The 18,175-nt window shown below is 34.8% G+C and carries 19 protein-coding genes; 7 read left to right on the top strand and 12 right to left on the bottom strand.

Going from position 1 to position 18,175, the window contains the following annotated elements:
• Positions 1-53: 53 nt before the first annotated feature.
• From ACQKOG_RS17065 to ACQKOG_RS17055, 3 genes are all read right to left on the bottom strand, one after another.
• Complete coding sequence (locus ACQKOG_RS17065; protein ID WP_370076381.1) at positions 54-407, bottom strand: GyrI-like domain-containing protein; 354 nt, start codon at positions 405-407, stop codon at positions 54-56.
• A gap of 612 nt (positions 408-1,019) precedes the next feature.
• Complete coding sequence (locus ACQKOG_RS17060; RefSeq protein ID WP_427447531.1) at positions 1,020-1,637, bottom strand: DUF2306 domain-containing protein; 618 nt, start codon at positions 1,635-1,637, stop codon at positions 1,020-1,022.
• Positions 1,638-1,990: 353 nt separating this feature from the next.
• On the bottom strand, positions 1,991-2,647 hold the full coding sequence (locus ACQKOG_RS17055) for a DJ-1/PfpI family protein (RefSeq protein ID WP_370076377.1): 657 nt from the start codon (positions 2,645-2,647) through the stop codon (positions 1,991-1,993).
• A 231-nt stretch (positions 2,648-2,878) separates the two neighbouring features.
• Here ACQKOG_RS17055 and ACQKOG_RS17050 point away from each other — a divergent pair, with 231 nt between their 5' ends.
• Together ACQKOG_RS17050 and ACQKOG_RS17045 are read left to right on the top strand one after the other, a co-directional pair.
• A complete protein-coding gene (locus ACQKOG_RS17050) occupies positions 2,879-3,481 on the top strand; it encodes a TetR/AcrR family transcriptional regulator (protein ID WP_415730571.1) in 603 nt (200 codons plus the stop codon).
• A gap of 1,006 nt (positions 3,482-4,487) precedes the next feature.
• Complete coding sequence (locus ACQKOG_RS17045; RefSeq protein ID WP_427447528.1) at positions 4,488-5,528, top strand: flavin-containing monooxygenase; 1,041 nt, start codon at positions 4,488-4,490, stop codon at positions 5,526-5,528.
• A 615-nt stretch (positions 5,529-6,143) separates the two neighbouring features.
• Here ACQKOG_RS17045 and ACQKOG_RS17040 read toward each other — a convergent pair.
• Positions 6,144-6,563 carry a hypothetical protein gene (locus ACQKOG_RS17040; protein WP_370076373.1) on the bottom strand — a complete coding sequence of 140 codons (420 nt, stop codon included), beginning with the start codon at positions 6,561-6,563 and terminating at the stop codon, positions 6,144-6,146.
• A 460-nt stretch (positions 6,564-7,023) separates the two neighbouring features.
• On the opposite strand from ACQKOG_RS17040, the gene ACQKOG_RS17035 reads away from it, so the two are divergent.
• Both ACQKOG_RS17035 and ACQKOG_RS17030 read left to right on the top strand, forming a co-directional pair.
• The gene (locus tag ACQKOG_RS17035; RefSeq protein ID WP_370076371.1) at positions 7,024-7,215 is read left to right on the top strand and encodes a tyrosine-type recombinase/integrase; all 192 of its coding nucleotides are present in this window, start codon (positions 7,024-7,026) and stop codon (positions 7,213-7,215) included.
• On the top strand, positions 7,146-7,484 hold the full coding sequence (locus ACQKOG_RS17030) for a tyrosine-type recombinase/integrase (protein WP_370076369.1): 339 nt from the start codon (positions 7,146-7,148) through the stop codon (positions 7,482-7,484). The genes ACQKOG_RS17035 and ACQKOG_RS17030 overlap by 70 nt, the downstream gene beginning before the upstream one ends.
• Before the next feature lie 422 nt (positions 7,485-7,906).
• Here ACQKOG_RS17030 and ACQKOG_RS17025 read toward each other — a convergent pair whose 3' ends face one another.
• The 4 genes from ACQKOG_RS17025 to ACQKOG_RS17010 form a co-directional block, all read right to left on the bottom strand.
• Positions 7,907-8,725 (bottom strand): SPL family radical SAM protein, encoded by an 819-nt coding sequence (locus ACQKOG_RS17025; protein ID WP_370076367.1) that lies wholly within the window; start codon positions 8,723-8,725, stop codon positions 7,907-7,909.
• Between the two features lie 31 nt (positions 8,726-8,756).
• Positions 8,757-9,290 (bottom strand): methylated-DNA--[protein]-cysteine S-methyltransferase, encoded by a 534-nt coding sequence (gene adaB, locus ACQKOG_RS17020; RefSeq protein WP_370076365.1) that lies wholly within the window; start codon positions 9,288-9,290, stop codon positions 8,757-8,759.
• On the bottom strand, positions 9,274-9,912 hold the full coding sequence (locus ACQKOG_RS17015) for a bifunctional transcriptional activator/DNA repair enzyme AdaA (RefSeq protein ID WP_370076363.1): 639 nt from the start codon (positions 9,910-9,912) through the stop codon (positions 9,274-9,276). Before ACQKOG_RS17015 ends, adaB begins: the two co-directional genes overlap by 17 nt.
• 241 nt (positions 9,913-10,153) lie before the next feature.
• Complete coding sequence (locus ACQKOG_RS17010; protein ID WP_370076361.1) at positions 10,154-10,867, bottom strand: 2OG-Fe(II) oxygenase; 714 nt, start codon at positions 10,865-10,867, stop codon at positions 10,154-10,156.
• 169 nt (positions 10,868-11,036) lie between these two features.
• On the opposite strand from ACQKOG_RS17010, the gene ACQKOG_RS17005 reads away from it, so the two are divergent.
• The gene (locus tag ACQKOG_RS17005; protein ID WP_370076359.1) at positions 11,037-11,948 is read left to right on the top strand and encodes a DNA glycosylase; all 912 of its coding nucleotides are present in this window, start codon (positions 11,037-11,039) and stop codon (positions 11,946-11,948) included.
• Positions 11,949-12,202: 254 nt separating this feature from the next.
• Here the strand turns inward: ACQKOG_RS17005 and ACQKOG_RS17000 are convergent, their stop codons facing one another.
• Together ACQKOG_RS17000 and ACQKOG_RS16995 are read right to left on the bottom strand one after the other, a co-directional pair.
• Positions 12,203-12,826 (bottom strand): hypothetical protein, encoded by a 624-nt coding sequence (locus ACQKOG_RS17000; protein WP_427447523.1) that lies wholly within the window; start codon positions 12,824-12,826, stop codon positions 12,203-12,205.
• Complete coding sequence (locus ACQKOG_RS16995) at positions 12,823-13,110, bottom strand: autorepressor SdpR family transcription factor (protein ID WP_370076355.1); 288 nt, start codon at positions 13,108-13,110, stop codon at positions 12,823-12,825. Before ACQKOG_RS16995 ends, ACQKOG_RS17000 begins: the two co-directional genes overlap by 4 nt.
• 477 nt (positions 13,111-13,587) lie before the next feature.
• On the opposite strand from ACQKOG_RS16995, the gene ACQKOG_RS16990 reads away from it, so the two are divergent.
• A complete protein-coding gene (locus ACQKOG_RS16990) occupies positions 13,588-15,009 on the top strand; it encodes a VanZ family protein (RefSeq protein WP_427447620.1) in 1,422 nt (473 codons plus the stop codon).
• 153 nt (positions 15,010-15,162) lie between these two features.
• Here the strand turns inward: ACQKOG_RS16990 and ACQKOG_RS16985 are convergent, their stop codons facing one another.
• Positions 15,163-16,056: a cation diffusion facilitator family transporter gene (locus ACQKOG_RS16985; protein WP_427447521.1), complete on the bottom strand. Its 894-nt coding sequence runs from the start codon at positions 16,054-16,056 to the stop codon at positions 15,163-15,165.
• 941 nt (positions 16,057-16,997) lie between these two features.
• On the opposite strand from ACQKOG_RS16985, the gene ACQKOG_RS16980 reads away from it, so the two are divergent.
• On the top strand, positions 16,998-17,303 hold the full coding sequence (locus ACQKOG_RS16980; protein WP_402874283.1) for a TIGR04104 family putative zinc finger protein: 306 nt from the start codon (positions 16,998-17,000) through the stop codon (positions 17,301-17,303).
• A 205-nt stretch (positions 17,304-17,508) separates the two neighbouring features.
• Here ACQKOG_RS16980 and ACQKOG_RS16975 read toward each other — a convergent pair whose 3' ends face one another.
• Positions 17,509-18,141: a type 1 glutamine amidotransferase family protein gene (locus ACQKOG_RS16975; protein ID WP_427447519.1), complete on the bottom strand. Its 633-nt coding sequence runs from the start codon at positions 18,139-18,141 to the stop codon at positions 17,509-17,511.
• Positions 18,142-18,175 lie beyond the last annotated feature (34 nt).

The raw sequence follows: 18,175 nt of genomic DNA, 5'->3' as shown, positions 1-18,175 counted from the left end.
GCCAATACAAGACGGTCGTGATGTTACGCCAACAAACTTCTTCACCACGTCTATCATAAGCAACAACTATCCTTCAAATTAGCAATTTTTATAGCTATACCTACTTCAGTGACATATTTATCGCTATCTAATGTAATAAACTCATCTGTATAATATTTTTCTATAAAAGGACCCTCTAAAAGATATCCATTTGAATGAGCCCAGTCATATAAGGCATTATAGGCATAATTAATATTGTCATAATTACCTATATGTATTGTATAGATATAATTTGTTTCCTCAAAAAATTTTATTCTAGTATCTTTTAATTCCTCTTCTACTATTATTGGTTGACATACTTCTATATCATATCGAGAATAATCCCCATCCTTCATTGAATGAAAAATCGCAAAATGTTTGCCGTTCAAAATTGGATCTCAATAAAATGGTGACTACTATTCTTTGTCTCACTAATTTCATTTATGAAAAATGGACAATTCTATATAATAGATGAGGATACAAGACAAAAATCTATTTAAATGTGGGGTGTATAAATAATAAATTGTTCCATTTTAGATTTATATGTTTATCCTCAAAATGGAATTTTTTTAATTATGCAACTAATGCACCCTTTAAACTAATAAAGATATCCTAATAAATCGATCTTGCCATTTTATTTTGCCTACTTCTTTAATTCTCATCTCCTTATGTGGTGCCCTTCACTATTCTAAAATTTAGCCCTTTTTTTGAATAAGCATTTACTTAAACAGTATATCCCTTGAAGGTATACAGTTTTTCAAATAACTTTAGTCCTTTTAAAAAAGCGTTCCTGTTTATTACAGAAACGCTCTTTAGTTTAAGATGCCGACCACAAGTTAACATTCTATTAAGATATGTAAATAACTCGAAAAAACAATTAGAGGATATTCCTCTGAGCTTTTTGATTCTTTCCTTCTTAAACTAGTTCACAATTTTCATTAATACTAGAATAAAGCACTTACAATTAGAGAGATGCACTCTAATAATAAGTAATGGACGACTTAGATGCTCGATTTTCTTATGACTAGCTCTGCCAATAATAAATTAAGAATAAAGGCCGACCAAACTGCAAACGTATAAGACAAACCATATTGAAGACCAACACCATAATGAAAAATCGCCATAATTAAGTAAATCGTTAAATTAGCAAACGTTAAAAAGAAGCTTCTTAGTACCCAATTTCGATGTTGTCTCACTTGCCCTTTTCGTATAAAACGATAACCATTTATCGTCGTAAGCAACCAGAGTGTATTTAAGATTAAAAAGCCAATGACACTCCACACTCCCCCATTTGCATAAAACGATACATAATAACCTGGAATTATATTGAATACAATTGCTACTACATAGATGCGGCCATTCCACCGGTGTAGCACAGGCCTCTTCTTTCTAATACTTTCCGAAAGACCTAATGAACCGGTAATCAAAGTAATAATTGCTAAGACAATATGCAGTTGAATCGTAACGGCCCATAAATCTACATTTGGAAGTTCTACTTCCTTGTTCAAAAGCAATGTCGAGAAGGTCGGGTCGACCATAAAATTCTTAGATGCTGTATGCAAAATCCACATCACAGCAATAACAGATAGACTAATGACTAAACCTTGTCTACTTCTCATTTGTTACTTCCTCTCCATTTGTAAGAGCGACCGTAAAAATCATACCTTCACTAGGTTGAGAAAGATATTTTCCCATGGTAATTCTACGATTTTTTGGACAATAGACTGTCCTAGCTGTTACCTTTTTTCTGTCGATTACTTGAGCGGTCACTTTTATAAAATTGTTCAAAGATCCGATTTGTACTTCTTCGGTCATACCAATTCCGGTATACTTAATCTTTAAAACTATAGCAAAAATTAATAATATTGAAGACTTAACTCACATTAATACTTGAAAGTGGTCATGATCAGATACCTTTTACCTCAATCCCCCCCTCATACTACTATTTAGAAGGTACTGATTTATCTGTGATTTATACATCGGGCTCCCGTTTTGCAAACTCTTGTAACATTCCTCTTATTTGTTCTACCAATAAAGTAGGTGCTTTCTTTGGTGAACCCGCGTCAAACGGAGGTTGAGGATCGTATTCCAAAATTAGTTGAACACCTTTACTCATATCTTCTCCTAACTCCCAAGCTATTAATTGGAGTGCCATATCAATACCAGAGGAGACACCAGCTGCTGTAACGATTTTGCCCTGACGAACCACTCTCTCATCGGTTGGAATGGTTCCAAGTGATTTGAGCAGGTCGAAGGATCCCCAATGACCAGTTGCTTTGGTTCCATTTAACAAGCCTGCGGCGCTCAAAATCAAAGATCCGTTACAAACTGACGTAGTCCATTTTGAAGTTTCATGTATTTGGCGAATCCAATTTAACGTTTCTTTGTCATTCATTGGAGCTCTATAATTTGGCGGACTGCAACCTGGAACAACAAGAATATCAGTTGAAGTAACTTCAGAAAAACTGTAATCTGCATGCAAATAACCCATATTTGAGTCCAGTTTAATTAACCCTTTTTTCTTAGCGACAAACTTCACTTCATAGTTCATTGAAGCAGCAAATACCTCGTATGGACCAATTGCATCTAATGCTGTGATTCCATCGAAAAGCATAATTGCGATTTTCATAATGATTTCTCCTTAGTTTAATTAAATTTGTTTTTCATATTAATTTCATGATATGTATCGATGATATTGTAAGAAAGTTATATGTTAATCAAATAGTATTTCTAATACCAGCTCCTATTAGTGAATTTCATAAAGAGACCATTCAGTCTCTTTTAATATAACTTACTATATGTTAATGTACAACTAATACATGTTACAAATTCTCAACAATAATAAGTAATGGAGGATATCATGCGAAAAGGTGAACAAACACGAAAGCACATCATCCTAAAATCGGCAGAATTATTTAATCAGAAAGGGTATGCTGGCTGTTCAATGAATGACATTATGGAGGCTACAGGACTGCAAAAAGGGGGAATTTACCGCAATTTCAAAAGTAAAGATGAGATTGCTTTTGAGGCGTTTGATTACGCTATTGATACTGTCTCACAACATTTTTCTGAAGCATTACACGAAACTAATACAGTATCAGAAAAAATCGGTGCTTTTTTTAATGTATATGAAGATGTAATAAATAATCCACCAATAAAAGGGGGATGTCCGTTGCTGAATACTGCCGTAGACAGTGATGATACCAATCCACAATTAAGAGAAAAGGCACTTCGTGTTTTCCATACATATCTCGAAATGATTGAAGAGATTATCGAAGAAGGTATTCAAAACGGAGAGTTAAAGCCTAATATCGATACAAAGGCGGTTGCCTCCTTTATTGTTGCAATTTTTGAGGGAAGTATTATGGCTAGCAAACTAGAAAGAAATAATATACATGTTGCCTACAGTAAGCAGCAGATACTACATTATTTATCTATGCTACAAACTGACGCATATATATAAAGATTTTGATCTGTTTTTTTAAAACTGTACTGATAGGAATAAAATCTAGACTATGATCCTAATTACATGTATCTCGGCTGTCCCTCTAAAAAAGTCGATTCCTTTCCTTAACGAACAGAAGTCGTTTGTTTAATTTCATAGATGCTTATACCACTAAGTAAAGGTTGTTCTCTCAAGTCATGGCAGTACAACTTCTGCTGCATACCGTACAGCCCATTCCAAAAATCCAATAATACATTTGATATTTATCAGTCTCTATATGTTTTGGGTTGATACGGTTTGCTAAATTATCTTCGAGTGGAATAAACATTTGTTTAGCGACGGTTGGTGAAGTAGTCGGTGCTTCTACAGGGGTATTGCAGGAATCTTGATTTTGAACTATCACAACACCTCTTTATTTCTTGATTATTTTTATCAGCATGATTATTTGAATTACAATATTTATCTGCCATCCCTATCCCTCTAATCTATATGTTTAGCACAACATGCAACATCAGATTAAACATCTTCTAATACGATATTAAACATTTCAAGTAACTCTCGAATGCGCTCATTTCTCAAGCTATAATAACAGTATTTCCTTCGTTTCGACTCCAAGCTATGTGTTGCGAAATATTTGAATGATTGCCTTTATCTGCGAAGCGGTTTTTTCCCTATCTTTAATACATTCTAAAATTTGAAGTCGTACCTTATTTGAAAATCATGTATTAGTTTAATTTTTAAATCGATAGAATTATGTGTCATAAATTCTCCTCCAATTCATATTAGATAGAACTAATATATGTATCAAAATTATTTCAAAAAAGTAGGCAGTTTATGCTGTCACCTATTAAATACAGCAACATTCTTATACATTAACTTGTCCCTAATATGTGTTAAAACATTTAAAAAACTCTGATCATAATTGATGAAAACTACTTGACGTGTGAGAAGGAGTTGTTATAATGACGTTATTATATGAATATATGAACATATATTAATTTAAAATAGGAAGTGGGATAAAGAAATGTTAGATGTTATTGTGATTGGTGCTGGGCAAGCTGGATTAAGTATGGGGTATTATTTGCAACAAGGAGGCTCTAATTTTGTAATACTTGATGGAGAAAAAAGACTTGGAGATTCATGGAGAAAAAGGTATGATTCCTTGGTCCTGTTTACACCTAAATCGTATAGTTCACTGCCAGGGATGAGATTAGAAGGAGATAAAAACGCATTGCCTACAAAAGATGAAATCGCGGATTATCTTGAAGCATATGCTAACCGTTTTTTGTTACCGGTGAAAATGGAGACAACTGTACATAAAGTACAAAAAATAAAGAATACATTTGAAGTCACTACTGATAAGGGGATATTTCATTCCAAACATGTTATTATCGCATCTGGTGCTTTTCAGAAACCGTTCATTCCTTCAATTTCCCAAAGTCTTTCACAAGAGGTGTTTCAAATTCATTCTTCCCAGTATCAATCACCGGAGATGATTCCAGATGGTCCAGTTCTAGTGATTGGAGGAGGAAATTCTGGTACGCAAATTGCGACTGAACTCGCAGAAAATCGTGAAGTAACCATTGCTATTAGCCATTCATTTAAACTTTTACCACTTAGTATTATAGGCAAAAGCATTTTTTACTGGTTAGAAAAGATTGGTCTCTTATATGCAGGAACTGATACAAGGCGCGGATCATGGTTCCGAAAACAAAGTGATCCTATTTTTAGCCTTGAATTAAAGCATCTGATTCGTAAAGAAAAAATTAATATTAAACCAAGAGTCATACAAACACAAGGAAGAGAGATAACTTTTAGCGATCATAGCAAAAAAAACGTGCAAAATATTATTTGGTCAACAGGATTTGTTCCTGACTACAAATGGATCGACATAGAGGGAGTTTCAGATGCAAAAGGTTTTCCTCTTCATAAAAGAGGTGTAAGTCCAATACAAGGGTTATATTATATAGGATTACCGTGGCAACATCAAAGAGGATCAGCACTTATTTGTGGAGTAGGAAAAGATGCTGAGTTTTTATATTCAGTTCTGAAAAAGATGATTTAAGTTTATCAATTTCGCCTTGGCGTAATTGATAATGGCTTCCCCACCCCATATTAGTTTCATTAATATTCACTTCTTGCGCCATTAACATATACAAAATCCCAAGGAAAAGACGACCACAGCTTTTCCTTGGGATACTCTTTTTCCGTCAAGGTTTTTACGAATAAGCAAAACCACCTCAATTGCATTGGAGTACATATTTGGAGGGAATTTAGTATAAGTTTAAGAGAAAAATATCATTGGCTTTACTATTTTAAATGTTCACATGATTGCTATTTTAATCATAGACCTAGCAAATGTAACATCATTCGAATGGCCATCTCTTGTTTAGCGATAGTAGGAATCATTATGAGCTAATTTAGAGCGAGCTGAAGGCCGTTTAGCACCTAGGAATATGGCTATGATTAGTTGCTAGCAACTACAGGTAAGCGGCGTTCGGAGCTTGTTGAATTAACTTAGGGTCAATTAAATACTGATAATGCAGTTGTACATACACTTGTAGATATTTCCTCCATCAGATTGGTAGATTAGTCCAACTTGTGTTTTTGCCGAGATTTGATGTAATGTTTACTAAATAATTCAAAAAATTCAGGATCGAACGATGTTACCGACAACATTCTATTTTTTATTACGAATTACTACTTTTTCTTCTTCTCCTTCCCATTTAATTTGAATAGGTACGCTATTAGGAAGGGCATCACACGGTCCACCGCAGTTTACATGAATTTCAAATTCCTCTTGGTTTTTAAATTCGCCATCGCCAAATGTTGGGTTGTGTGAAGATTCATATATTTCATATTTAAAATTTAATGGTTTATTCTCTTCCCCAATATAAGAAATAATATAACGCCTGTTGCTATCCATTTCGCTTACCATTTTTACATACCAATTATCACTTTTTCCTTCAAAATATTGTTTTTTAAATTCTGACTGACTTGTTTTTTCATTTGTACAAGCACCAAGTATCATCATTATTACAAGACATCCAACGAGCAATATAATTTTCTTAATGTCTACTCCAAAAGAATGTCTATTCATAATTGGCCATCACCCTTCCAGATGGGAGAAATAAGTACTATTACTGGCTCTATGCTGTATGAAAAGCAGCTTTGCAATAAGGTCAACTGAATGTTCTCTTTCGTTCTACTTACTGTAAAAATTTATATTTCAGATAGCTTTAAATGTACTGAATAACTACATTTCTTTATTTATATGTCATGCATACCTCATTTAAAATCTCAAAACAGAAAGTTAACACAATGTTTGCTAATGTATTAGCACATTATATTCGAATAATCCCCCTTTTGAACGAAACCATCCGAAAATTAGAAGGTTATGACCAAGATATTTATATTATGTATACTAAAATTATTGTGTGAAAGAATGCTTCGTCAACTACCCATACTATCTATACTTTTCGACTTGCAATCTATATGACCTTGATGGATCTACAACAGCTATTTAACTATTTAGAACGCAACTAATCACGTTTTTCTTAATGTTTAAATTGTTAGCAGCAACAGGTCTGAGGCGATCTGAACTAGTTTCATTAACCTGGGAACAAGTTGATTGGGTTAATGAAACGATTCGAATTGATGGAAAAGGGAAAAAGAATGTATATTGCCCCTTCATCCCGCTTCTGGTATTCTACAAAGCTTCTTTAAGAGCATATCAGAACCTGTTTTCCTAAATAAATATCGTCAAGCATTAGATCCGCGGGGTTTACATGTTATCTTTAAAGATGCGTCGAAAAAGGTAGACCTTCCACCTACCCGCTTCACGCTACATCACTTAAGGCATACTTGTGCAACATTGATATTACACCAAAATAAAGAATACGTTGATTTACGAATACTACAAGAATTACTCGGCCATGAAAGTATTACATCAACGCAAGTCTATTCACATGTTGAGTACGAACAGAAAAAGAAAGCAATTGATTCTTTTCGATTATATTGATTTATTCCCTTTAAATAAGAGCTAATTACCCAATTACGGGTAGTTAGCTCTTATGAAAATTATCGTAACCGTTAAAATGCGTGGGATAATTTAGGTTGATAATGAATAGTTGTTAACTGTGGTAGCTAAGGATAATTTAAGCTTGTTGAAGGTTCCTAGTTGAAGTTTCTTAAAAAGTGCGTCATTAATACTTTAATCGTTTCATGAGGATCCCCCACGGCATCTTTACTTAAATAATGGCTATATTATTACAGATTTTCCGAACGAGAAAGCCTATGCAGGGTGTAGCCCGTCTTTCGATTATATTAGTTTCACACGCGATAGTTCGTTAATTACCTTGTGTCTGGATTTTTGTCATCGATTGTCTCTAATTATATATATCACTTCAATTCCCCCTCATACCAAAATTACTATTTATAACGCTAGGGTTCGAAACCCTTCTGGCTAATAAAAAGTTCATCTTCCGAAAAATACTGCCGCATTCGTTTATAAACCATTTGATAGACGGATGGATGATACCATTCTTCCATTTCCAGATTTCTATATAACGCTTGTAAGCCCATCTTGTGTGTGCGTTTACCACCACTGCCGTCCCCCATAAAATAATCGTCGATACATACTCGGTTAACTAAGGGACGCAATATTTCTGCAAATCTCTCGCTACTTGGTAAAACGGGTGCGATGGCAACCTGTGTAGGAATACCGAATTCAGCAAGCAGTTGGAGTGTTTTAAGCCTTGCTGGAATAGGCGGAGCATAGGGCGTAAAATGCTTGCGAATATCTTCTCTATCGGTCTCTACTGTCATACTTACCCGAACTTTATCTTTAAAATGTTGCAGCAAATCGATATCTCGACTTACGAGTGGGCTTCTCGTCTGTACAAATAGGAAGTCAGGGGGATTTTCTACCATAACTTCTAGTAAAGATCGCGTCACTTTTTCCTTATGCTCTATTGGTTGATACGGGTCAGTACTTGATGACATAAAAATAGTTACATTCCCTTTGGTTTTGGCGCGATGGAGCTCCTTTTTTAATAAATTTGCAGCTCCGTTTTTAACATCGACCCAATTTCCCCATTCTCCTTCTCGAAAAAGAGATACAGGCATTTCACGTACATAACAATAGGAACACCCAAATGAACAGCCTGTATAAGGATTTAGTGAATGAGTATATCCGGAAAGAAAGCCAGTCCCTTTATTCAAAATGGTTTTCGGATTTTTATAGAATATTTCACTGTTCATGACGGAACCTCCATTCATTGTGCGTCAATAATTACCCATTGCTAGATGAAGCTCGCTTTTCTAGATCCAGTAGCCGTGTCTTCATTTCTAAACCTCCCCGATAGCCAGTTAATGAGCCATTCTTTCCTATTACACGATGGCACGGTATAGTAATTAATACCGGATTAGCCCCAATAGCCGCTCCTACAGCACGAACAGCTGCTGGTTTATTTATATCATTTGCAATGTCGGAATAGGATTTCATCTGTCCATAAGGAATTTCACAAAGTGCATTCCAGACTGCTAGCTGAAATTGCGAACCTACGTACTCAAATGGAACAGTAAAAGCTTTCCGTTCTCCTTCTAGATACTGAGTGATTTCAACGACATAGGGTTCAAGCTTTTTATCATCTTCAACAAGAGGACTTCCTGGAAAGCGTTTCTTAGCCCATTCGAACAATTCCTCGAATGGTTTGTTCTGTGAACCTACAAACACAAGCCCCTTTGAAGTTGAAGCAATATAAAAATTCCAATCCTTAAACTTTAGTAAAGACCAATAAAGGGTTGGTTTATTCTTTGTTTCCATTGTACTTTTCCTCCATTTTACTCATTTGACGAAATTGTGCTGGTGTCTGTCCAGTTTTCTTTTTAAATAAAGTAATAAAATATGGCGCGTTAGCTATACCTACACATATGGCGATATCTCCAATCGCTTTATTTGTCTGAATCAAATACTTTTTAGCCGCGTGTACTCTAACTTGTTGTATATATTCAACCGGCGTAATACCTTTAATCTTTTTAAATGTTCGATGCATATGATACGGACTCCCGTGACAAATAGTTGCTAACGATTCTAGCGTTAATTTTTCTGTGAAATTTTTATCAATGTATTCAGTAATTAAATTAACCCACTCGCTATCAGGCAGATTTTCATTAGTGGGCTTGCAACGTTTACAAGGGCGAAAATTTGCGCGGAGGGCTTGTTCTGCGTTTGAAAAAATACATACATTTTCTTTTTTCGGAACGCGGGATTTACAGGATGGTTTACAAAATATCCCTGTCGACTTTACAGCGTAGAAAAATTGATTATTGTACGCTGCATCATTATTTAGTATTGCTTGCCACTTTTCATCTGTTATCATTTCTACATCATTTGAAATTCGATAATCATGTCTCTCTATATGTCCGTTATTGATACTATCCGGCATTTATCTCACCTCTCCTTACAATATACTTCCTATGAATTCAGAATGTACAATTCTGGGTATGAAATAGCAAGATATTGAAGTTTAATTTTTATCCCGCATTAACGGGCTGTAAGACTCCCACCTCAAAACATAGAGAAATCGGAGAAGTTTAGGTGGGAGATGAACAGCCCGTAAAAGCCCGATTGGTTTAACTAATGATCAGTGGGGGATGAAGAGACCCCCCACTGATCAAAGTTTCACTTTATTTAGAATCGTGAAAAATGATTCCAAGACCGTATCGTTCTCCAGAAGTAATCGTGCTTACTCCGTGACGAACCGTATTTTTATAATATCCTTTTTTCCCTAGAACAGGTCTATGGTTCGTAGGAAAGACCAGCGCACTGCCTTGTTCCAAAGTAATGACATGTCCCCTACTCTGAGCACGAGGAATTTGTTCCACTAATAGAGATTCTCCACCACAAAAATCTTTATCCCGTTGATTTAATACAAATACTACTTGAAACGGGAAAAATATATCGCCATATAAATCTTGATGCAAACAATTAAACCCGCCTGTTTCATACTTTAATATTAAAGGTGTCGGTCTAGTTTGTTCATATTCTTCACAGGTGTTCAGAAAATCTTGAAGATGATCTGGAAACTGTTCGGTTTTCTTTAAATAACCTAACCATCGATTGGCTGTTTTGGCCAATTCTAAATAGAAGGACTCTCTTAAACGTTGGATGATTTCAGGTAATGGATAGGAAAAATATTTGTACTCTCCATTCCCAAAGCGATATCTCGTCATATTGATGGTCGTTCTGTATGACTCTTCCTCACAATACGATTCTATGAAGAATTCACATTCCTCTTTTGTTAAAATCGCTGGAAGCTTTGCAAATCCTTGCTCATCTAATTCATTTTGAATGGAATCCCAATTTAAGTTTTCGACACGTGTTTTTATATCTTGGACCATCTTTATCCACTCCTATTTAGCATTCTTGATAACTAACACTATAACCTCATAAATAGAAAAAAATAAGGTGTTTAGAATGTAATAGCAAGATAACAAAATTAGTAGAGATTATTATGTGATAAAGTAAAATTACATTAGAAAATCATAATAAGGTTAGGAGAACGAAAAAATGACATGGCATGAAATCAATGATGATATTGTCATTACATTACCTGATACTTTCGACATGAATGCAAACCTTGGCTATCTAACAAGGGAAAAAAATGAATGCATGTATGAAATAGAGAACGATATCATTACAAAAGTTATAGCAATTGGGGAAATTCGTTCTTTAGTACAGGTAAGCGTAATCAATAATAAACAAATGGTTGTTCAATTCCTAAATGATTCTAGACCTATTGAAAAGTGGCAACGGGAAGCGATTGTAAAATATATTCATGAGTGGTTTGATCTTGATAACGATTTAACGCCGTTTTATGAAATGGCCAAAGCAGACCCCTTACTTAAAATGCCTGCCCGAAAATTTTATGGATTGCGAGTTGTCGGCATTCCTGATTTATTTGAAGCTTTATGTTGGGGAGTTTTAGGGCAACAAATTAACTTAGCCTTCGCGTACTCCTTAAAGAAGCAATTTGTAGAAGGATTTGGCGATTCTATCGAATGGAATGGCAAAAAGTATTGGGTGTTCCCATCGTACGAACGAATTGCACAGTTAACACCTCCCGACCTAGCACATATTAAAATGACTGTAAAGAAAAGTGAATATATCATTGGAATCGCCAAATTAATGGCAAGTGGAGAATTATCAAAGGAAAAATTAATGACAATGAACTTTAAAGATGCTGAAAAAAACTTGATTAAAATACGAGGAATCGGTCCTTGGACAGCCAATTATGTTCTAATGCGCTGCCTCAGGTTCCAGACAGCTTTTCCTATCGATGATGTGGGTCTTATTAATTCGATAAAAATATTACGTAATTTGAACCGAAAGCCTACAAAAGAAGAAATCTTAGAAATATCGTTGCCATGGAAAAACTGGGAATCATACGCTACCTTTTATTTATGGCGTGTCCTTTACTGAATAGTTACAACTTAAAGCGGAATGTACTCAATAAAAAGAGAATGAACTTTAAAACCAATCTTGTTGACCGACCTAATGAGGCATTAATCTTTCTCCTCATAGCTTTCCATTCCCAATTGTATTCCTCTAGTTGTGTTTCTAATTCATACAAAAATATACCCTGCAGGTAGACTTTTTTTTGTGTCTACTCTGCAGGGTACACTTTAAAATAACTCAAGGCATGATCTTTTTACATAATCACAGAGCAGGTTTCTTTATCCCCGTAGCAACTTGTAATACCCAATGAGAGAGATCATTACAGTAAGCAGCAACAGAGTAATAAAGACCGGTAAAGAGGCGCCGCCAGGCACGAGTGTGCTAACCAGCATGATGAAGCCGCCTGCTACATATACCCGACCCATGAAAAGGTGAGACTTACGAATTTCGATCCCAGTATTGGTATCGTATACGGAAGTAGCCAGGCTGGAGCCTATATTCCCTCTCATTCTCGGAATAAAATTACCAATCACAATGAACACAGCACCTGTAACTAGAGGAGCAATAATATCCACGTTAAAAGGATTACCCATGCCATAGGCCAATACCAGACCGTGAACTGGCAGAAGGATAAGAATAACGCCGTTCAGAATCGCATTAACCGGTTCAACAGAGCGCGGGCTTTTTTTATTCAATCCAAGCCTCTGTATCAATGCCATGCAGACAAACATAAGAATCATCATTACGGGAATCATGCTTACAATAAACTCTCTGGGAGTAGCGTTAGAATCACTTTGATACTTTGAAGCGGAAATAATATTTTCAGGAAGCTGTGGGTAGCTCCATATACTTGCTATCACAGCTATAATGAAAATTAACAACGAAAACAAATACTTTTTCATAAATTTTCCTCTCCCTTTCCCTTGCTTTTATTGAATTGCATAAACCACTTCATTACTTCCTGTAATACAGACGTATTGATGGAGTAAACAACATGCTGCCCTTGCCTTTCGTCCCATACCAATCCACCTTGCTTGAGCAAGCTAAGATGATGAGAGATTGCAGGCTTTGTCATCTGAAAATGATCGGCAATTTCCCCAGCCGTTAAATCCTTATCCATGAGTAGATCAAGAATTTTGCGTCGGGTTGGGTCGGAGAGTGCTTTGAATGTAAGATTTAACGTCATATTATCACCTCCCTTTCTTATACGATTTAAACATTTAAATAATTATTTAATAATTAAATTAAACCACGCCTTAACTTTTTTTGTCAATATGCAAACAACCAGATATGACCAATAAATTGTTCAACCGTTCGAATATGAATTTGTACAGGATATACTTCATACCTTCCGCAAACAGATTATTTATAGCACTTTGCAGCTGATACTGCTTGCAGTGATAGTCGCTCCCTCCGTGAATTTAGAGTGGTTATTCTTTTTCTACCACTTCCCCAAATGTCCAAAGCATAGCAAGTTCTTAAGAAATTCTTCATAAATAACCTACCTAATTATTAATAATTTCCATTTACAATAACAAAGGTCGACAATATTACCTAAAATTAAGCCAAAGGAATTAATAGTAATGAAATATAAAATGGTCTCTTTTTTCTTGTAGAACGCAAAATATCAAAATAAATAAGTTAGGAGAGTCTCATCTTGGGAATGACAGAAATTTTTAGTAATGTTCGGTATTTTATGTTGCCGGTATTAATGATTATTGGAATAGAGTTTATACTTATCGCACTATATTATTTCTTTTATTATAGAAAACAGCCGTCAAATCGAAAAAAACAGATTCATATAAAGAAGCTTGTTCTTGGTGCAATCTTTATCGGGTATATTATTTTTGTGTTTGAGTTAACTATTTTTGATCGTGGCACTTCCCATTACCTGCAGATGAACCTTCAGCCGTTTAGTGGTTATATTGATGCGTGGAAAAAATACTCTTTACGTGATCTTCAAAATTGTATTTTTAATATCTTAATGTTTGTTCCGCTAGGTGTTTTTTTACCTTTATTGAACTCTAAATTCAAAAAAATTAAGTGGCTTCTTCTTGTAGTTATAAGTGCTACATTATCTATAGAAACGTATCAGACACTTTCAGGAGCCGGGATTTTTGAGCTTGATGATTTAATGAACAACTCACTTGGTGGTATTATTGGATACCAGTTATACAGACTAGGGGCTTCCGTTGCGCATCACAAAAAAGTAAAAATAAAAAGTCTAATCGGAAACCTTGCCATACCTCTATTGATGGGTTTGATTTTTGTTGGGATGAATATTGTCTACGCCCAACAGGAGTTTGGTCATCTAGCGATAAACGCCTATACAAAATCGAATATGTCAGATGTGCATGTATCAACTTCACTGGAATTAAGCTCATTACCTACAGTTGCCCCAGTATATAGGAAAACCATTAAAAATGATGGAGTTGAAGCCCTATTGCAACAGAAATTAGGATTATCAAAGTTGAATGAACATGTCTATAGAGGTGATCGTGAGATTCTATTGGAAAACAAAGCAGGGTCCCAATACACGTTGTTTATAGGTTCAGAGGGAGACTGGTCATTAAAAGAGAATAATAATACGCCAGGGCAAACTTCTTTTTCAGGGAAAGAGTCAATGGTTGACAAGGCAAAGGCAATGATGGACGAATTTGCCATACTACCTCAAGATGCTGAAATGACGGTATTGGATACTGGAGAATTTGAATGGAATCTTCAGGATAGTACTTATTTAAATACTGATTATTGGACAGGAGATATAATGCTTGATCTTAAACAAGATGGCAGTGTTTCTTCATTAGCATATAATTTACATAAGAATCAATTTAAACGAGAAGTGAACATACTGTCTCCTGCGGAAGTGTATGAGCGAATAAAAAATGGGGAATTTCCCCAAATAAAATATAATGCACTGGTGAATGAGGAAGATCTTGTTATAAAACAAGGAGATCAATTTGAAATAGAATTAATCGAGCTTTCATATATGTACGATACGAAAGACTTCTATCAGCCAATATATAGAGTTTCCGGAAAGTATAATGGAAATGATTGGTTTACCTTAATTCAGGCAAGACGGTAGTAACGGTATCATAAATCAATACACACAAGCCCTTTTCTACCTTTTATCCTAGTCAATACAACTTCAAATAATTTAGAATTTATCTTTATTCACAAAAAAGCCTCACTTCATTGAAGAAAGTGAGGTTTTTTGTAAGTTTCTTTTGATTAAGTTCTATTCTATATAGTAAGGATTTACATGAATAAGGACTTCCCCTACATCGGGGTATTTATTTAATATTTCATTTTTTATATCACGAGCTATATCATGGCCTTGTTTAATTGTTAAATCATGATTAAGTGAAAGACGAACGTCTAGAATCTTATAGTGACCGTGTTCTCTTGCACGGATTTTGTCTATTCGTTTTACTTGATAAAATTCATGAATAGTCGCTTCATAACTGTCTAAAAGATACTGACCCACGCTTTTTTCCATTAAAATATCAACAGAAGGTTTAACTAATTCCATTGCGATTCTAAAAATAAAATAAGCTACTAAAGCACTTGCGATTGCGTCCGCGTATAACAAATATGTCCATCCAATTGCATTTCCTATAATCGCTAAAAGGACTCCTATAAATGCTGCAAGGGAAGCAATAATATCACCTTTATGATCATAAGCAATCGCTATTATAGCCTTACTATTCCACTTTTTCCCCTGTTTTATGGAGTATCTATATAATATTTCTTTTGCTATGTAAGAAATTATAGCTACAATCAATGCACTGTACTGTGGTACACCGGGTTCATCAAAAAATGCTAAAATTGCTTCAACGAATATATATAGTGAAACTAATATTAAAATAATTCCAACGATCGCTTCACTAATCACCTCTGCCTTCCCATGCCCAAAGGGATGATCCTTATCAGGTGGTTTATTAGAGATACCTACAACCGCTAGCACAGCAATCGAAGCTACTACATCTGCCCCAGAGTGGATGCCGTCTGCAAATACAGCCTCACTACTTCCAAAAAGGCCAAAGAAGATTTTACCTATCATTAGAATTAGGTTGGATACAAGTGCAATCCATGCAACTTTTTTGCTAATTTGTTCTCTTTCACTAACCATTTATTTCTCCTCCGATTAAGAGTTTTAAAACTAAAAAACTGAGGGAAGAAATTCTCCTCAAATACCCTTAACCTACTTCATTCAATTAATACTCAACTATGATATCAGACGAATATCGAGTGGGTCTACAACAACCTTTTTTACCAATACTAAATAAATTTAGAGCATAAAAATAAGTTGCCTTAGACCAAATTAACAACTCGTATTTACTGTTCTTTTCTCTTGCGGAATATCCTTCAAATGGATTCTTTATTAAAGTGTAATTGCAAAATTTCCAGGCAGTTTAGTTGAATAAGTGCGGGCGTTTTTGTGTTTTAATAAGAACTGCTATTAAGGCGAAGGTATAACTTATGAAATACATTAAGGCTTATATGTAACCCTTGTACTAATTATGTTTATTATTTTGGTTATCACAACAATATTTGATGATGAATATTCATGGATTGCTATGTTCCTTTGTTTAGGCATATTTATAATAGGAACAGCATTTTTTATAAACACTAAAAAATTAGGATGCGTAAAGCGAGTTGCTAAACTATTGAGGGTTTACAGAGTAGATCCAATCTTTTTCTTCTCCAACTAACAGCAGGGCAGATAAGAAGGATGCAACTATTCTCAGGAGATTTAATGCGAGGAGATGATTTTTTGGTTAGTGTATTGGAAAATATAAACCAAGTATCAGGAATAATATTACTCCTATGTTCAGTCTATTACTATAGACACTTTAAGAAAATTAGGAGAGAAAGAAAATTAACTTTGCTTGAATTTTCGATCTACGTCATAACTCAAGTTGCACTTTATCTTTGCGCAGGCAGTTTTTTTCTTCTGTTTTTGGATAGGAATTTCGGATAGAAATTACTAGACTAACTGGGTACTTTACTTGAAGATTTTTGAGTATCTTTCATAGTTGCAATGATTCTTGCATAGGAGGAGATGAATATATGAGTTTACAGAAATGCGATAAATGCAATACTCAATTTAAATGGAGCAAAATCATAAAATCTCTTTTTTTAGCATACAGTCCTATTCAATGCAATCAATGTGGTACGGAGCATAGGATAATATTCTTTTCAAGAATTATATTGTCTTTGTTATCAGTTCTACCATTGTGGTTACTTGGCTTTATCATATTAACTCAATTATCGTCTTCCATTTCTTATACTTTTTCGATAATGATTTTATCTGGTGTTTTTTTGTTTTTGTTTTTGTTATTTCCTTTTTTTGCGAAGTACAAATCGGAATACTGAATATATTTATGGTGAAATAAGGTTTTACACTTGTTAAGCTAAGGAGTGCTGTAGTTAAAGATTATTAAGTTGTATAAGTAGCTCTTTTGCTTACTGGGGTAGCGTCAGGAAAATGCGGATTTACAACGATAAGGAAATTCCAAATTAAAAAGCCCAACTTCTCTACAAATCAAAATAGAGAAATTGAGCTTTTCAGTTACTTCATTCATTTATTTATTGAATCCATTAACTGGAAGAAGTATTCAGGTTTATGAGTCTTATTTAGGTTATACCATGAATGTAATGCATCTGGTGTAAATACATCTATTTTTTTTAGTACCTCCATTGCAAATTCCAGAGGAGCTATTCCTGATGCAGTAACTAAATTCGCATCAGATACCGCAGATCCCAACTCATAGAACTTTTCTCCTTTATAGTTAGGACATACCATTTTAGTATATTCTAAGTTATTACTTGTATGCTTTCTAGTATCTAAGTATCCCATATTCGCTAGGGCATCAGTTGCACCACAAATTGCAGCAACAATAGTGCCAATCTTTAAAGCTTGGCCAATTCTTTCCAAGATAGGTTGATGAATTTCTTCACTCCAAGTAGTCCCTCCTGGCAAAATTAAAAGATCTTTACTCTCAAGAGTACATTCATCAAGGGAAATATCTGGTTTTATGCTCAGTCCTCCCATAGTAGTAATCATTTCTTTATTAGCTCCTACTGTAATTACTTTTAAAGGTGCTAAATCTTTTTTGAAATATCTTCCTGAGTTTAGTTCAGCAATTAAATATCCATATTCCCAGTCCGACATTGTATTAAATACATATAGAAAAACTTTTTTTGTTTGCATCCAATAACACTCCAATCACAATTGATATAGATAT

The organism is Lysinibacillus sp. NPDC093216, assembly GCF_050280325.1.
Classification (GTDB): Bacteria; Bacillota; Bacilli; order Bacillales_A; family Planococcaceae; genus Lysinibacillus.
Note: the sequence above shows the minus strand (reverse complement) of the source record. Positions and strands in the feature narration are given on the sequence as shown.

What these genes read in the sequence shown, in the direction of transcription:
- ACQKOG_RS17025 (WP_370076367.1), bottom strand. Translation starts at nt 8,725, where the DNA reads ATGAACAGTGAAATATTCTATAAAAATCCGAAAACCATTTTGAATAAA.
- ACQKOG_RS17055 (WP_370076377.1), bottom strand. Translation starts at nt 2,647, where the DNA reads ATGAAAATCGCAATTATGCTTTTCGATGGAATCACAGCATTAGATGCA.
- adaB (WP_370076365.1), bottom strand. Translation starts at nt 9,290, where the DNA reads ATGGAAACAAAGAATAAACCAACCCTTTATTGGTCTTTACTAAAGTTT.
- ACQKOG_RS16995 (WP_370076355.1), bottom strand. Translation starts at nt 13,110, where the DNA reads ATGACGTTAAATCTTACATTCAAAGCACTCTCCGACCCAACCCGACGC.
- ACQKOG_RS17040 (WP_370076373.1), bottom strand. Translation starts at nt 6,563, where the DNA reads ATGAATAGACATTCTTTTGGAGTAGACATTAAGAAAATTATATTGCTC.
- ACQKOG_RS17035 (WP_370076371.1), top strand. Translation starts at nt 7,024, where the DNA reads ATGTTTAAATTGTTAGCAGCAACAGGTCTGAGGCGATCTGAACTAGTT.
- ACQKOG_RS17010 (WP_370076361.1), bottom strand. Translation starts at nt 10,867, where the DNA reads ATGGTCCAAGATATAAAAACACGTGTCGAAAACTTAAATTGGGATTCC.
- ACQKOG_RS16980 (WP_402874283.1), top strand. Translation starts at nt 16,998, where the DNA reads ATGAGTTTACAGAAATGCGATAAATGCAATACTCAATTTAAATGGAGC.
- ACQKOG_RS17015 (WP_370076363.1), bottom strand. Translation starts at nt 9,912, where the DNA reads ATGCCGGATAGTATCAATAACGGACATATAGAGAGACATGATTATCGA.
- ACQKOG_RS16990 (WP_427447620.1), top strand. Translation starts at nt 13,588, where the DNA reads ATGACAGAAATTTTTAGTAATGTTCGGTATTTTATGTTGCCGGTATTA.
- ACQKOG_RS17005 (WP_370076359.1), top strand. Translation starts at nt 11,037, where the DNA reads ATGACATGGCATGAAATCAATGATGATATTGTCATTACATTACCTGAT.
- ACQKOG_RS17000 (WP_427447523.1), bottom strand. Translation starts at nt 12,826, where the DNA reads ATGAAAAAGTATTTGTTTTCGTTGTTAATTTTCATTATAGCTGTGATA.
- ACQKOG_RS17060 (WP_427447531.1), bottom strand. Translation starts at nt 1,637, where the DNA reads ATGAGAAGTAGACAAGGTTTAGTCATTAGTCTATCTGTTATTGCTGTG.
- ACQKOG_RS17050 (WP_415730571.1), top strand. Translation starts at nt 2,879, where the DNA reads ATGCGAAAAGGTGAACAAACACGAAAGCACATCATCCTAAAATCGGCA.
- ACQKOG_RS17045 (WP_427447528.1), top strand. Translation starts at nt 4,488, where the DNA reads ATGTTAGATGTTATTGTGATTGGTGCTGGGCAAGCTGGATTAAGTATG.
- ACQKOG_RS16975 (WP_427447519.1), bottom strand. Translation starts at nt 18,141, where the DNA reads ATGCAAACAAAAAAAGTTTTTCTATATGTATTTAATACAATGTCGGAC.
- ACQKOG_RS16985 (WP_427447521.1), bottom strand. Translation starts at nt 16,056, where the DNA reads ATGGTTAGTGAAAGAGAACAAATTAGCAAAAAAGTTGCATGGATTGCA.